Raw genomic sequence first — 13,973 nt, 5'->3', positions numbered from 1 at the left:
TTGGTGGGTTGGGAGATAGCATGAAAGACTCGCAGGAACAGAACTTGCTGTTTCGTTATTTGGGCTCAAACAGCCCTTTCTGGCGCCTGAGTGCGGACAGTAATGCCCTGCACTTTGCGCCTGATGAAGACTCTGACATCAGTCAGGTCGTTACACTCAGTGATGATCAAGCTTCAGAGCTTCGCCAGATGACGGTGATTACGTCCAGTCTGACGATGCATCTTTCGCTCTTTGGTGACGACGTTCCTGTGCATCTCGTGGGACGTAAAATCAGTAAATATGAATGGGCAGGTACCGCTTCTGCATGGAACGATACCTCTTCTGTTGCACGCGATCTGGTGCAAGGGCTCTCTTTTGCCGAACAGGTCGTGTCGGAAGCGAACTCCGTTATTGTTATTCTCGACAGACACGGCAGCATTCAGCGCTTTAACCGCTTGTGTGAAGAATATACTGGTCTCAAAGAACATGAGGTGATTGGACAGAATGTCTTTAAGCTGTTTATGAACCAGCAAGAAGCTGCTGCATCCCGGCAAAATATTACGGAATTTTTCCGTAATGGCGCTTCATATGAAGTGGAACGCTGGATTAAAACCCGTAAGGGGCAGCGTCTGTTTTTATTTCGCAATAAATTCGTGCACAGTGGCAGTGGGAAAAATGAAATATTCCTCATTTGTTCAGGCACTGATATTACCGAAGAACGCCGGGCGCAAGAACGTTTACGCGTTTTAGCCAATACTGACACCATAACCGGCTTACCCAATCGTAATGCTATTCATGAATTAATCAGCAACGCAATTGAGAACCGTGGTGGTACACAAATCGGTATTGTCTATCTGGACCTGGATAATTTTAAGAAGGTCAATGACGCATATGGACATATGTTTGGCGACCAGCTTCTACAGGCTGTTGCGCTGGCCATTTTAAGTTGTCTGGACGAAGGTCAGGTGCTGGCAAGATTGGGTGGCGATGAATTCCTCGTTCTGGCTACTGACTCATCCCAGAGCGCATTAGAAGCGATGGCATCACGTATTATCACGCGCTTGCGGCAACCTTTTCGCATCGGGCTTATCGAAGTTTATACCGGTTGTTCACTGGGTATTTCTCTTGCTCCACAGCACGGCAACGATCGGGAAAGTATTATTCGCAACGCCGATACGGCGATGTATATCGCGAAAGAGAACGGACGCGGTAAGTTTTGCGTCTTTACGCCGGAAATGAATCAGCGCGTATTTGAGTATCTGTGGCTCGACACTAACCTGCGCAAAGCGCTCGATAAAGACCAACTGGTGATTCACTATCAGCCTAAAGTGACCTGGCGCGGCGAAGTGCGTAGCCTTGAAGCCCTGGTTCGCTGGCAGTCACCAGAGCGTGGCCTGATTCCGCCGCTCGACTTTATCGCCTATGCAGAAGAGTCCGGGCTCATTGTCCCTCTGGGTCGATGGGTGATGCTGGATGTGGTGCGTCAGGTTGCGAAATGGCGAGATAAAGGCATTAATCTGCGCGTGGCGGTGAACGTCTCTGCCCGTCAGTTAGCCGACCAGACGATTTTTAGCGACCTGAAGCAGGCACTGAGCGATCTTAATTTTGAATATTGCCCAATAGACGTGGAATTGACGGAGAGCTGCCTGATTGAGAACGAAGATTTGGCACTCTCGGTGATTCAGCAGTTCAGTAAACTCGGTTCGCAGGTTCACCTTGATGATTTCGGCACTGGATACTCTTCGCTCTCACAGTTAGCCCGCTTCCCCATTGACGCCATTAAGCTCGACCAGTCGTTTGTCAAAGATATCCATAAACAGTCAGTCTCGCAGTCGCTGGTACGCGCAATTGTGGCGGTGGCCCAGGCTCTCAATCTGCAGGTCATTGCTGAGGGTGTCGAGAATGCAAAAGAAGACGCCTTTCTGACAAAGAATGGCGTCAATGAACGACAAGGATTTCTGTTTGCTAAGCCCATGCCCGCTGCCGTATTCGAGCGATGGTATAAACGCTATCTATCACGCAAATGAATCAGCTGGCTTTACTCAGACTGGCGGCGGCATGCCGATTTTGCAGCTGAACCAGACGTTCCATATAGGCAATGTCTTTGGGTTCCAGACAAAACGCGGCATCCACCCAGTCTTCGGTAATATCCATTAATTCACTGCGTGGAAGCTGCATGACCCGCTGGCGGGCACGCAGCATCGCGCGTACGCCATTCAGTCGGGGCTGCAACGTATCAATAAAAGTCCTGATTGCCATATAACCCTGACCGGGTTCAAACAACTGATCCACTAATCCATATTGCTCATACCACTCCGCGGTATGAGATTCGCCTTTGTAAATCAGCTCCTCGGCAAGTTTCATCCCGGAACGGCGCGCAACCAAAGAGTAACCGCCCATCCCTGGGAACAGGTTGAAGGCAATTTCGGGGAACCCGAGACGCGCATCACGTTGCGCCAGCACGAAATGATGTGCCAGTGCAGCTTCAAACCCTCCACCCAGGGCGCTCCCTTCGACCATAGCCAACGAAATAGCACCGGTATCGAAACCGCGAGAAGCAGCATGTACACAGTCCACGCAGGCGCGCGCGTAGGCACGCAGCGCTTCACGTCGACCATTCTGGATGCACTCAACGAAAAAGCGCAAATCGCCCCCCGTGTTGTACATTCCGGGGACCAGTGAACCCGTGACCCAGAAATCAACGGCGAATCCCGCCTGCCGGACAAGCCAGGACGCATTCATAATCTCTTCGATTAACACATGGTTAAAGCAGGGTCGGGGCTGCGCTCGCAACATCATCCATACAGTGCGGCGTTCTTCTTCGTAATAGCATGAGAGTTGCGTAAAACGGTCAGTGTCCGTAAAAAGTTTGCACGTAGCCTGGTTGATAACTGTCATAGACTTGATCCTCCGGAAATAAAAGCGCGTAGTGCGCAGTGCAAGACTAATCCAGCAGCAAACCCGGCAGTATGTAAGTTAGTGAATATATAATTGGTACTTATAATATTTTGAGATTTCGTTTTTCCGCTTCTCTTTTTACACTGTTTTCTGCATCATTCATTTTGTTAATTTTCAAACATAAAGGTGAAGACATGGCCGACATTGACGTAAAGCAGCTAACCGGACGGATTGATACCGTACTGGATATTCTGGTTGCCGGTGATTACCAATCCGCCATTCGTAACCTGGAGATCCTGAAGGCGGAATTACAGCAATTTGAAATCGCTGGGCAGGATGGTTCGTCCGGGTCGCCTAAAACGCCCTGGGAAGTGTAATTCTTATTCTGTCGTTATACGGCGTAGGGATGTACACGCCGTTATAGCTACCTCTAATCCTTGCTGTAATAACGCATAAGTAGTGTCTATGAATTCCCGACAACAACATATCCTCCAGACGGTCATTGATAAAGGCCGCATGAGCGTTTCGGATCTGGCAAAGATGACCGGTGTTTCCGAAGTCACTATTCGCCAGGATCTTAATACGCTCGAAAAAGAGAGTTATCTGCGCCGCACACATGGCTATGCCGTCCCCCTGGACAGCGATGATGTCGAGACGCGAATGATGAATAACTATACGGTTAAGCGCGAACTGGCAGACTTCGCGGCCTCGCTCGTCAGTGAAGGCGAAACGGTGTTTATTGAGAACGGGAGCTGTAATGCCCTGCTCGCTCGTCGTCTTGGCGAGCAACGCGATATCACTATTATTACTGTAAGCAGCTACATTGCTCATCTGCTAAAAGATGCGCTCTGCGATGTGATTCTTCTGGGTGGGATCTACCAGAAGAAGAGCGAGAGCGTGGTCGGTCCGTTAACCCGACAGTTTGTTCAGCAGGTTCACTTCAGCAAAGCATTTATTGGTATTGATGGCTGGCAGGCCGAGACCGGGTTCACTGGCCGGGATATGATGCGCACGGACGTGGTGAATGCCGTATTGGAAAAAGGTTGTGAGGCGATTGTCCTCACCGACAGTTCAAAGTTTGGAGCTGTCCATCCGTACACGCTGGGCGCGGGCAATCATTTTAATCGGGTGATTACCGATGCGCGGATCCCTGTACAAGCACATACAGAATTGCAACAATCTGGTCTGGTGGTCAATATCGTCGAGACAGCCGTTTCTGCATAAGTGACAAGGCCCGCCATGGCGGGCTATCCCCTTCATATCTGAGATTATTCCGACCTTCCAATTAAGACTTTTTACCCTGCCGCTTCGCGGGTTCAATCGTAAAATTATTTGTAGCGATATAACAGGACGTGACTATCACACACGTGATTTTAGTAACACCTGCGCAACAAAGGTTTTACGGAAAGTCTTTCAGTCACCCCACAAGGGCTATACTTAAAGAGAACACTTTTCCGTGAATCACTCATTCAGGAGAAAGTATGATGATGTTATCAAGTAAAAAAGTCGCTGCTGCTATGCTGGCAATTACCCTTGCAATGTCGCTGAGCGCATGCGGTAGCTGGTCTAAACGTGATCGTAACACCGCAATCGGTGCGGGTGCTGGTGCACTCGGTGGTGCTGTCTTAACAGATGGTAGTACGCTGGGTACACTGGGCGGCGCAGCTGTCGGCGGGATTATCGGCCACCAGGTTGGTAAGTAATTATTTTAAAACGGCATCTACGATTTTATAACGACATTTTCTTTCAGGTCTGAGCATTGAGTGAAAAAGGGTAATGCGTAAAGCGTCACCCTTTTTTTATGGCTGAAATTCTGTACTCAACCACCCGCCAGTTTGACCTTCATCCCTTTGGCTTCAAGTAGCGTTTTAATCAGGTCGCGTTTGTCGCCCTGAATCTCAATGACGCCATCCTTCACTGCCCCACCACAGCCGCATTTTTTCTTCAGCTCTGCGGCAAGGCTGTTAAGCATCGTATCATCGCCATCAATACCTGTAATGAGGCAGACTCCCTTCCCTTTACGACCACTGGTCTGGCGCTGAATGCGCACCACACCATCGCCTTTAGGACGTTCAACCGCTTTTTTCTCTTCCGCAATACGACCGGATTCCGTGGAGTAAACCAGTCGGCTGTTGTTGTCGTTCATTATGCGCTCCGCACCAGTGAGGTGTTAATGTCACGCAGCGTCTGCGCAGGGTCAGCGGACTGGGTAACCGGACGTCCGATAACCATATAGTCAACGCCCGCTGCCAGCGCCTGTTCCGGTGTCATAATTCGGCGCTGATCGCCAGCAGCACTACCTGAAGGGCGAATACCCGGCGTCACCAGTTTGAACGATTGACCAAAAACCTCTTTAAAGCGAACCGCTTCCTGTGCCGAGCAAACTACGCCATCCAGGCCACATTGTTGAGTCAATGCCGCCAGACGTTCGGCATGTTCAGCTGGCGTTGCAGTAATCCCCAGCCCCTGCAGATCGCTGGCTTCCATGCTGGTGAGCACTGTCACCGCAATCAGCAACGGGGCGTCTTTGCCGAAGGGCAGCAACGCCTCTTTGGCTGCCGTCATCATGCGCGCACCACCCGAAGCATGCACATTCACCATCCACACACCGAGATCGGCCGCGGCTTTTACCGCATGTGCTGCAGTATTGGGAATGTCGTGAAATTTAAGATCAAGGAACACATCAAAGCCACGGTGTTGCAGGTCGCGCACCAGATCGGGGCCGAAAAGAGTAAACATCTCTTTGCCCACTTTGAGGCGGCAGTCGCGCGGATCGATGCGGTCAACAAAAGCGAGGGCGTTGTCACGATTATCGTAATCAAGGGCAACAACAACCGGAGAGGTCGTTTTAGCGCGGGAAACAGATGGAGCTGTAGTCGTCATGGTGAGACCTTCTGAGATAAGGGCACCCGCTCAGGCGCAATGAATAAACGGCGAGCATTCTACCTGCGAGGCGGCGGAATTGACAGGCTCCATTATCGCCTGCCAGACAAAGGCCGCACCGTGGCAGGCAGAATGGTGGGGTATTTTATGAGTATGTTGTAACTAAATATGTGTTTTTGAATTTATTGACCGTCTAAGCCACGAATAGGCTTCACGGTGGACCAGGCGCGGCAGGACGGACAGTGCCAGTACATGGTGTACGCAGTGAATCCACATTTGTGGCAGCGGTAACGCGGCTTGCTGCGGATCTGCTCGCCAACCATCTCACGCAGCACCATCAGGCTCTCTTTCGCGCGCCCTTCTTCCGCTTCGTTAAGGTGGTAATCCATCAGCTTGTGGAAAACGCGCATGGTAGGATGGCGCTGGAGCTGGCGTGTGACATAACCCTGCGCGGCGTCCTGCCCTTCGCGGTGCTCCATAATCTCCGCCAGTAACAGGTCTGCGACTGCACCGGTGTTTTCCTCGACGCAACGCTGCAGGAAAGCGGCCCACTCATCATTCTTACCAAGATGCTGATAGCAAACCTGGAGCATTTCAAGCGTTTCGCTGACCAGCTCTTTATCCTGATCGATAACCCGTAACAGGCATTCTACCGCTTTGGCATATTCGCCTTTCGCCATATGCACACGTCCCATCATGATGGAGACGCGGGGGCTCTCACGGTCGGCAGAAGCGCCTTTTTTCAGCAACGACATTGCGCGATCGAGATCGTCGTTGCCCATCTGCTGCAATGCCAGCTCGCAGTAGAAATGAGCAATTTCACCACGCTGTTTATCTTTACCGAGCTTCACCAGCTTTTCTGCCACATCAATGGCTTTCTGCCATTCGCTGGTCGCCTGATAAATTTGCAGCAGTTGCTGCAAAGCGCCTACGCGAAAATCGGTTTCATCCACCAGCTGATTGAACATGTCTTCCGCCCGGTCGTACATCCCGGCGGCCATGTAGTCACGTCCTAGCTGTTGTACGGCAAGCAGGCGTTGATCGTAAGAGAGAGAAGCGCTTTCCATCAGGGTCTGATGGATACGGATGGCCCTGTCGACTTCACCACGGGAGCGAAACAGGTTTCCTAGCGTCAGGTGGGCTTCAACGGTCCCGGTATCCTCTTTCAACATATCGAGGAACAGGTCAACCGCTTTATCTTGTTGGTTACTGAGCAGCAGGTTAACGCCGGCTACGTAATCACGTGAGAGCCGGTTCGCCTCATCTTGCTTCGTTTGTTGAGCATTTCTGCGCCCCATGTACCAGCCATATGCTGCGGCGACAGGTAACAACAGAAACAGCAACTCCAACATAGACGATTATTCCTTGACCACAACGGTACCGGAATGTGCCGGAGTATCAGCAACGGGGGCAATTTTTTGCTCCAGACGCTTAATTTTTCGCTCAGCACGCACCAGAGAGACACGCACCCGCAGCCAGAACAGACCACAGATCAGCCAGCCGATGGCAAAGCCCGCAGCAAACAGCACGGCCAGCAATGTTGAAATACGGTATTCACCCTGAGCGAGCAGATAATTGAACGTCACCTGCTGATCGTTTTGCGCACCCAACGTGACAGAAACGACAAAAATCGCCAGGACCAGTAAGAAAATGAGTAAATATTTCACATTACTTCCCGTTATGTGGTTATGAGCGAATAAATTATGTTCAGCCGACTGCATCCAGCCTTATAACCTACCATTTTAGTGACTGGCGCGAAACGGAAATGCGTAATGCGCCATAGTGATTTAAGGGCAGTTTGACCGATTTCAACTCTCCCGCTCCCTTTCTGCTATTTCCTGCTTCTCAATGACAGGGGGAGTCAGAGGCCCACATAACTTTTCAGCCAGCCAGGTTGCAATGGTTATTAGCAGCCAGGAGATAAACGTTGCAACCACCAGATCCCTTGGCCAATGCATTCCCAGAACCAGACGGCTGCCCATCACGCCAGAGGCCCAGGTAAGAAGAATCACGATTGTCCAGGTACGGCGTCGAGGCCAGAGCAATCCGACGCCGAGCAGTGCCCAGCTTGCCGCAAACATCGTATGGCCCGACGGAAAGGCAAAACCGGTCTCTTTTTGCCAGTGCTTACGCAGGAAAGGCGGGACGTTTTGTTCTTCAGCGAGCTGTTCCTGGACAAGATGGCTACGATCGTCACGTTGCAGGCTATAGAAATGCGCCGCATTAACATCGTGTGTGCCTTCCAACCAAACGACGAAGGGACGGGGCTCCTGCACACGCTCCTTGACCCAGGACTTCACTCCCTGCCCCGCAAGAATGGCGCAGGCAAGAATGACAAAGAGCATTACTGCCGCTTTAAGCCGAAAACGTAAGCACCAGAGGAACCAGCCGCAAAGCACCAAATGCGTGATAATTCCCCAGGGCTGGGTGACCGTTTCGGTAATCCAGTATGCCGCCCGTAACAATGCTGTATTTGCGCCCGGTTGCCAGCTCCAGCCAGAAATCCAGACCAATACTGGCATCACCATCAATATGCCTGCACCTACAGTCGTACGCTTCGCAATAGCCCGCATTCTTTCTCCTTTCAATCGAGCCACAATCATAACCGAAAAATAACATTTCCGGGGGAATCCGCCGTATTTGTGCGTTTAATCAGCGATGTGTCTGCAGGTGGTTAGTGATGTAAAGCGCATTGTGGCAAAATAGCGTGATACATAAGGCCAGCCCGATAGCGGCCAATATAATCTGGAGAATCACATGCAGCTTAAACGCGTGGCAGAAGCCAAACTGCCAACCCCATGGGGCGATTTCCTGATGGTGGGTTTTGAAGAACTGGCAACCGGACAGGACCACGTTGCGTTGGTTTATGGCGACATTTCCGGGCAGACGCCGGTGCTGGCGCGCGTCCATTCTGAATGTCTGACAGGTGATGCGCTCTTCAGCCTGCGCTGCGACTGTGGATTCCAGCTCGAAGCGGCGTTGACCCATATTGCCGAAGAAGGCCGTGGCGTGTTGCTTTATCATCGTCAGGAAGGTCGTAATATTGGCTTACTGAACAAAATTCGTGCCTACGCGCTGCAGGATCAAGGGTATGACACGGTCGAAGCCAACCACCAGTTGGGTTTTGCCGCGGATGAGCGTGACTTCACGCTATGTGCAGATATGTTCAAACTGCTGGGCGTTGATGAAGTGCGTCTGCTGACCAATAACCCGAAGAAGGTGGAAATTCTGACTGAAGCGGGGATCAATATTGTGGAACGCGTACCGTTGATCGTCGGGCGTAACCCGAAAAATGCCCACTATCTCGATACCAAAGCGGCGAAGATGGGCCATTTGCTAAGCGAATAAATCAGTGCCGGCCGTGAGATTTATTCCCACGGCCAGTTCAGTCTTAATGCAACATATTACGAATAACGTAGTGCAGAATACCGTCGTTCTGGTAGTAGGTCAGTTCCGTCGACGTATCAATACGACAGCGGCAGTTCAGTACCTCTTGCGTGCCATCGGCCCGCGTCAGAGTCACCGGAATGATTGCCCCCGGTTTAAGCTGATTCAGATCGGCAATATCCAGCTTCTCTTCCCCACTCAGCCCTAAGGTTTTGCGCGTCGCACCTTGCGGAAACTCCAGCGGCAAGATCCCCATCCCTATCAGATTCGAACGGTGAATACGTTCAAATGATTCCGCAATCACGACACGGACACCCAACAAGCGTGGACCTTTCGCAGCCCAGTCACGGCTGGATCCCGAGCCGTACTCTTTCCCGGCGATAACCGCAAGCGGTGTGCCTTGCTGCTGGTAGCGCATGGAGGCGTCATAAATCGAAATAACCTCGTCGCCCGGCAGATGACGGGTCATCCCCCCTTCAACACCCGGTACCATTTCATTACGGATACGGATGTTGGCGAAGGTCCCGCGCATCATCACTTCGTGGTTACCGCGTCGTGAACCGTAAGAGTTGAAATCCCGGCGCTCCACGCCATGGCTTTGCAGGTAACGCCCAGCCGGGCTGTCAGCTTTAATACTCCCCGCCGGGGAGATATGGTCAGTGGTGACCGAATCACCCAACATCGCCAGAATACGCGCGCCATGAATATCCTCGACCGGTTTTGGCATGGCTTCCATGTCGTCAAAGAATGGTGAGAGACGAATGTAAGTGGAATCTTCCTGCCAGCCATAGGTGTCTGAGCGCTCGACCTGAATGGATTTCCACTCTTCAGTCCCTTCAAACACTTCAGCGTACTCTTTGCGGAACATCTCAGTGGAGACCTGCTCAACTGCACGGGCAATATCCCGACTGGATGGCCAGATATCTTTCAGATACACCGGGTCACCTTTGCGGTCATGACCGAGTGGATCGGTTGCCAGATTGATGTTCATGTTACCCGCCAGAGCATAGGCAACCACCAGCGGCGGTGAAGCCAGCCAGTTGGTTTTCACCAGCGGATGAATACGTCCTTCAAAGTTACGATTGCCGGAAAGCACAGCTCCCACGGTAAGATCGCCCTGCTTGATCGCCTGCTCAATCGGCTCCGGGAGCGGCCCGGAGTTACCGATACAGGTCGTACAGCCATATCCCACCAGGTTAAACCCCAGTTCATCGAGATAGGGTGTAAGTTTTGCCTGTGCCAGATAGTCAGATACCACTTTTGAACCCGGCGCAAGCGAGGCTTTTACCCATGGCTGACGTTTCAGCCCTGCATTGACCGCATTCTTCGCCAGCAAACCCGCAGCCATTAGCACGCTAGGGTTGGAGGTGTTAGTGCAAGACGTGATGGCCGAAATAACAACGGCACCGTCAGGCAACTGATGTTTTTCACCCTTAAACGTGTATTCAACCGACTGACGATCTTTTTGTGCCGTATTCAGTTCAAGCTCAGAACTGGCCGCAAAGGCTTTAGGCACATCGCCCAGAGCCACGCGATCCTGCGGGCGTTTTGGCCCTGCAAGACTGGCTTCAACATCGCTCATGTTGAGTTCGAGGGTGCTGGTGAAAACAGGTTCATCTCCGGTGTTACGCCACATTCCCTGTGCTTTCGCATAGGTTTCCACCAGTACGACCTGCTCTTCACTACGCCCGCTCAGGCGCATATATTCCAGCGTTACGCCATCGATAGGGAAAAATCCGCAGGTCGCGCCATATTCCGGAGCCATATTGGCAATGGTCGCTCTGTCGGCAAGGGGTAGTGAATCCAGCCCGTCACCATAGAACTCCACAAATTTACCCACCACTCCATGCTTACGTAGCATCTGTGTGACGGTTAAAACGAGGTCAGTCGCCGTGATCCCTTCCTGCAGTTTACCGGACAGCTTGAAGCCCACCACATCCGGGATCAGCATCGACACGGGTTGCCCCAGCATGGCGGCTTCCGCTTCAATGCCTCCCACGCCCCAGCCGAGGACGCCCAAACCATTAATCATCGTGGTGTGTGAGTCCGTCCCAACCAGGGTGTCGGGATAGGCAACCCACTCTTTATCCTGCAACTCACTCCACACCGCTTTGCCCAGGTATTCCAGGTTGACCTGGTGACAGATACCGGTACCGGGGGGAACAACGCTAAAACGACTGAACGCCTGTTGGCCCCATTTCAGAAACAGGTAGCGTTCGTGGTTGCGCTCCATTTCGAGACGTACGTTTTCCTCGAAGGCGTCATCATCACCAAAGTGATCGACGGTCACGGAGTGATCAATCACCAGATCGACCGGAGAGAGGGGATTCACTTTCGCCGTGTCACCGCCGAGGCGTTTAACCGCTTCGCGCATGGCGGCAAGGTCAACGACGGCGGGGACACCGGTAAAATCCTGCATCAGGACGCGGGCGGGACGATAGGCAATTTCCCGGTCGGCATGAGCGTTTTTGAGCCAGCCTGCCAGCGCGCGAATATCGTCCTCGGTAACCGAATCATCATCCTGCCAGCGCAGAAGATTCTCCAGTAAGACTTTTAGTGACTTGGGTAGACGCGCAATATCCCCAAGTTCCTGTGCGGCCAGCGGCAAGCTGTAGTAGCGATACGTCTTATTCTCTGCCTGCAACGTATCCTTACTGGCTTCGCGTAGGGTCAACGACATATGCTCCTCCTTAATTTCAGGGATTGCGAAACCCTGATTGTTATCAGGGTCTGTATTAAAGATAACACAAACATGTCGTAACGTTTTGATAACAACCCAAATCGCTAAAAGTGGTAAAACCGTTGTCAGAAGAAATGAAGGGGGGACATCAGAAAATAAAAAACCCCGCCAGCGCGAGGTTTTTCAGAGAATTAGCGTAACAGGATCCAGACAAGTTGCCCCCAGAGTAATGCAGAGACAGTAAAAGCACTCATCCACGACCAGTATTTAGCGGAGCAGCGGTTATTCATCAATTCACACCAGAAAATGTATTCATTCAAACTGCGTAATAACGCAGTTCATTATTTGCTGTGGTGTATTTATTTAACAGTACACAAGTACAGAGAAGAATAACGAGGGTAATTTACCTTGGTTATTCTAATGACAAATTATTGTTTAGATGCGTCGTCTTCAGCGAAGCTATCAATAAAGTCTTTTTGCTGGGGCGTCAGTTTCCATGACGCCGGAACTGTGGTTTCAGTTTGCGGTTTCGCGTTTTGCGGTTTGTCATGGCGCTGACACAGTTGTTTAACAGGCTCTGAACGACCAATCACCGCCATTTTAACCCCAGAATTTCCAGATAACGAAGGCCACCACGACCCAGAACAAGGCTGAGCCCAGAAATACCGCTAGCCAGGCTTTACGCTTCAACGCCGGGTCCCTTTGCGGTTCTTCACTTCCTGATGGCATTGCTAACCTCGTACAATCGACATCACTTATCATTTCGGCACCAACAATAGGTACAATTAATCATGAGATGAGACAAATCCTAAAGAAACTTTAGCCGAAAAGCTAGTGAATTTACGCACTGTTTCTAACGAATTATTTAATCTTTTGACCTGAAATAAATTATTGAAGTATGAAATTTGCGAAGCGACATTTTAGTTTCTATCTTTATCGCAAATTTAAGGCAGGATATGCATTTAGTGGAGCGAGTCAATCATGCAAAAGTATGATTTGAATAAGCGAATGATAATGAGAATTCTACTTAAGTAAGTTTAAAGGGTATCTCCTGAGAGCAACAGATACCCTTTTGCCGATTATTTCTCGGGAAGCTTAATGTCTTTGAACATCGCTTCAATATCTTCATTGGAACGCAACGCAACCGCAGCATCAACCACATCACGTGTCAGATGTGGCGCAAAGCGTTGAATGAAATCATACATATAACTGCGCAGGAAGGTGCTGCGACGGAAGCCAATTTTGGTGGTGCTGTGGCTAAAGACGCCCTGCGCATCGAGTTTTACCAGATCGGGGTCGGAAACAGGATCCACCGCCATACTGGCAATCACGCCCACCCCCAGCCCCAAACGCACATACGTTTTAATGACGTCGGCATCTGTCGCCGTAAAAACGATACGTGGTGAAAGACCCGCACGGTTAAATGCCGTATCAAGTTCAGAGCGCCCTGTAAAACCAAAGGTGTAAGTGACGAGCGGATATTGGGCCAGTTCCTCAATAGACACTGACTGCTTAGAAGCCAGAGGGTGGTCCGGCGTCACCACAATAGAACGGTTCCAGTGGTAACAAGGCAGCATCACTAAATCGTCATAAAGATGCAAAGCTTCTGTGGCGATGGCGAAATCAGCATTACCTTTTGAGACCGCTTCGGCAATTTGCGTGGGTGAACCCTGGTGCATATGCAGCGACACGCGCGGGTAACGCTCGATAAAGCCTTTGATAACGTTGGGTAGGGCATAACGCGCCTGCGTATGGGTTGTCGCGACGTACAGTGAGCCTTTATCCGGCCAGGTGTGCTCTCCGGCAACAGATTTTATCGCATCAACTTTTGATAAGACTTCGCGGGCAATACGGATGATCTCCTGCCCCGCCGGGGTGACCTGAGTTAAATGCTTGCCGCTTCGGGCGAAAATCTGGATCCCAAGTTCATCTTCCAGCATACGAACTTGCTTACTGATGCCCGGTTGCGAAGTGTAGAGACCTTCGGCGGTAGAGGAGACGTTGAGATTGTGGTTTACCACCTCAACGATATAACGGAGCTGCTGTAGTTTCATGAAAAGCCATCCGAATTCGCGCAAACAGGCAATCGCTTAAGACGATTTCATAATAAAAAGTGGGTTTACTATAACCACTATATCATTTATAT

Annotated in this window: 16 protein-coding genes; 5 read left to right on the top strand and 11 right to left on the bottom strand. The window is 51.0% G+C overall.

Annotated features, from left to right (window positions below):
- Positions 1-20: 20 nt before the first annotated feature.
- Complete coding sequence (gene pdeR / locus AC5JPW_RS24825) at positions 21-2,006, top strand: cyclic di-GMP phosphodiesterase (RefSeq protein ID WP_494244066.1); 1,986 nt, start codon at positions 21-23, stop codon at positions 2,004-2,006.
- A gap of 1 nt (position 2,007) precedes the next feature.
- Here the strand turns inward: pdeR and AC5JPW_RS24820 are convergent, their stop codons facing one another.
- The gene (locus AC5JPW_RS24820) at positions 2,008-2,877 is read right to left on the bottom strand and encodes a crotonase/enoyl-CoA hydratase family protein (protein ID WP_494244064.1); all 870 of its coding nucleotides are present in this window, start codon (positions 2,875-2,877) and stop codon (positions 2,008-2,010) included.
- Positions 2,878-3,071: 194 nt separating this feature from the next.
- Here AC5JPW_RS24820 and yciZ point away from each other — a divergent pair, with 194 nt between their 5' ends.
- The 3 genes from yciZ (at position 3,072) to osmB (ending at position 4,580) form a co-directional block, all read left to right on the top strand.
- Complete coding sequence (yciZ, locus tag AC5JPW_RS24815; RefSeq protein WP_494244062.1) at positions 3,072-3,254, top strand: protein YciZ/DeoL; 183 nt, start codon at positions 3,072-3,074, stop codon at positions 3,252-3,254.
- Positions 3,255-3,342: 88 nt separating this feature from the next.
- On the top strand, positions 3,343-4,101 hold the full coding sequence (yciT, locus tag AC5JPW_RS24810) for a DNA-binding transcriptional regulator YciT (protein ID WP_494244060.1): 759 nt from the start codon (positions 3,343-3,345) through the stop codon (positions 4,099-4,101).
- A 260-nt stretch (positions 4,102-4,361) separates the two neighbouring features.
- Positions 4,362-4,580, top strand: coding sequence for an osmotically-inducible lipoprotein OsmB (gene osmB / locus AC5JPW_RS24805; RefSeq protein WP_494244436.1), 219 nt, complete (start codon positions 4,362-4,364; stop codon positions 4,578-4,580).
- A gap of 116 nt (positions 4,581-4,696) precedes the next feature.
- Here the strand turns inward: osmB and yciH are convergent, their stop codons facing one another.
- The 5 genes from yciH to pgpB form a co-directional block, all read right to left on the bottom strand.
- Positions 4,697-5,023, bottom strand: coding sequence for a stress response translation initiation inhibitor YciH (gene yciH, locus AC5JPW_RS24800; RefSeq protein WP_494244058.1), 327 nt, complete (start codon positions 5,021-5,023; stop codon positions 4,697-4,699).
- Positions 5,023-5,760 carry an orotidine-5'-phosphate decarboxylase gene (gene pyrF, locus AC5JPW_RS24795; protein ID WP_494244056.1) on the bottom strand — a complete coding sequence of 246 codons (738 nt, stop codon included), beginning with the start codon at positions 5,758-5,760 and terminating at the stop codon, positions 5,023-5,025. Before pyrF ends, yciH begins: the two co-directional genes overlap by 1 nt.
- A 182-nt stretch (positions 5,761-5,942) precedes the next feature.
- Positions 5,943-7,112 carry a lipopolysaccharide assembly protein LapB gene (gene lapB / locus AC5JPW_RS24790; RefSeq protein ID WP_494244055.1) on the bottom strand — a complete coding sequence of 390 codons (1,170 nt, stop codon included), beginning with the start codon at positions 7,110-7,112 and terminating at the stop codon, positions 5,943-5,945.
- Between the two features lie 6 nt (positions 7,113-7,118).
- The gene (locus tag AC5JPW_RS24785; RefSeq protein WP_494244053.1) at positions 7,119-7,427 is read right to left on the bottom strand and encodes a LapA family protein; all 309 of its coding nucleotides are present in this window, start codon (positions 7,425-7,427) and stop codon (positions 7,119-7,121) included.
- Between the two features lie 141 nt (positions 7,428-7,568).
- Positions 7,569-8,333 carry a phosphatidylglycerophosphatase B gene (pgpB, locus tag AC5JPW_RS24780; RefSeq protein ID WP_494244052.1) on the bottom strand — a complete coding sequence of 255 codons (765 nt, stop codon included), beginning with the start codon at positions 8,331-8,333 and terminating at the stop codon, positions 7,569-7,571.
- A 184-nt stretch (positions 8,334-8,517) separates the two neighbouring features.
- On the opposite strand from pgpB, the gene ribA reads away from it, so the two are divergent.
- Entirely contained in the window at positions 8,518-9,108 is a 591-nt protein-coding gene (gene ribA / locus AC5JPW_RS24775; protein WP_494244050.1) for a GTP cyclohydrolase II, read from the top strand.
- A gap of 43 nt (positions 9,109-9,151) precedes the next feature.
- Here the strand turns inward: ribA and acnA are convergent, their stop codons facing one another.
- From acnA to cysB, 5 genes are all read right to left on the bottom strand, one after another.
- Positions 9,152-11,827, bottom strand: coding sequence for an aconitate hydratase AcnA (acnA, locus tag AC5JPW_RS24770; protein ID WP_494244048.1), 2,676 nt, complete (start codon positions 11,825-11,827; stop codon positions 9,152-9,154).
- A 191-nt stretch (positions 11,828-12,018) separates the two neighbouring features.
- Positions 12,019-12,117: a small membrane protein YmiC gene (gene ymiC / locus AC5JPW_RS24765; protein WP_494244047.1), complete on the bottom strand. Its 99-nt coding sequence runs from the start codon at positions 12,115-12,117 to the stop codon at positions 12,019-12,021.
- A gap of 138 nt (positions 12,118-12,255) precedes the next feature.
- A complete protein-coding gene (locus tag AC5JPW_RS24760) occupies positions 12,256-12,426 on the bottom strand; it encodes a YciX family protein (protein ID WP_494244045.1) in 171 nt (56 codons plus the stop codon).
- A gap of 1 nt (position 12,427) precedes the next feature.
- On the bottom strand, positions 12,428-12,589 hold the full coding sequence (locus AC5JPW_RS24755) for a YmiA family putative membrane protein (RefSeq protein WP_458043198.1): 162 nt from the start codon (positions 12,587-12,589) through the stop codon (positions 12,428-12,430).
- 317 nt (positions 12,590-12,906) lie between these two features.
- Positions 12,907-13,881, bottom strand: coding sequence for an HTH-type transcriptional regulator CysB (gene cysB / locus AC5JPW_RS24750; RefSeq protein WP_458043199.1), 975 nt, complete (start codon positions 13,879-13,881; stop codon positions 12,907-12,909).
- Between the last annotated feature and the right edge of the window lie 92 nt (positions 13,882-13,973).

It is taken from the genome of Phytobacter sp. (assembly GCF_059074235.1).
This window is presented reverse-complemented; position numbering and strand designations above follow the sequence as displayed.

Coding starts and splice junctions, on each gene's coding strand:
- AC5JPW_RS24760 (WP_494244045.1), bottom strand. CDS start 12,426: ATGGCGGTGATTGGTCGTTCAGAGCCTGTTAAACAACTGTGTCAGCGC.
- AC5JPW_RS24820 (WP_494244064.1), bottom strand. CDS start 2,877: ATGACAGTTATCAACCAGGCTACGTGCAAACTTTTTACGGACACTGAC.
- ribA (WP_494244050.1), top strand. CDS start 8,518: ATGCAGCTTAAACGCGTGGCAGAAGCCAAACTGCCAACCCCATGGGGC.
- pgpB (WP_494244052.1), bottom strand. CDS start 8,333: ATGCGGGCTATTGCGAAGCGTACGACTGTAGGTGCAGGCATATTGATG.
- acnA (WP_494244048.1), bottom strand. CDS start 11,827: ATGTCGTTGACCCTACGCGAAGCCAGTAAGGATACGTTGCAGGCAGAG.
- pdeR (WP_494244066.1), top strand. CDS start 21: ATGAAAGACTCGCAGGAACAGAACTTGCTGTTTCGTTATTTGGGCTCA.
- yciH (WP_494244058.1), bottom strand. CDS start 5,023: ATGAACGACAACAACAGCCGACTGGTTTACTCCACGGAATCCGGTCGT.
- cysB (WP_458043199.1), bottom strand. CDS start 13,881: ATGAAACTACAGCAGCTCCGTTATATCGTTGAGGTGGTAAACCACAAT.
- yciZ (WP_494244062.1), top strand. CDS start 3,072: ATGGCCGACATTGACGTAAAGCAGCTAACCGGACGGATTGATACCGTA.
- osmB (WP_494244436.1), top strand. CDS start 4,362: ATGATGTTATCAAGTAAAAAAGTCGCTGCTGCTATGCTGGCAATTACC.
- pyrF (WP_494244056.1), bottom strand. CDS start 5,760: ATGACGACTACAGCTCCATCTGTTTCCCGCGCTAAAACGACCTCTCCG.
- yciT (WP_494244060.1), top strand. CDS start 3,343: ATGAATTCCCGACAACAACATATCCTCCAGACGGTCATTGATAAAGGC.
- lapB (WP_494244055.1), bottom strand. CDS start 7,112: ATGTTGGAGTTGCTGTTTCTGTTGTTACCTGTCGCCGCAGCATATGGC.
- AC5JPW_RS24755 (WP_458043198.1), bottom strand. CDS start 12,589: ATGATAAGTGATGTCGATTGTACGAGGTTAGCAATGCCATCAGGAAGT.
- ymiC (WP_494244047.1), bottom strand. CDS start 12,117: ATGAATAACCGCTGCTCCGCTAAATACTGGTCGTGGATGAGTGCTTTT.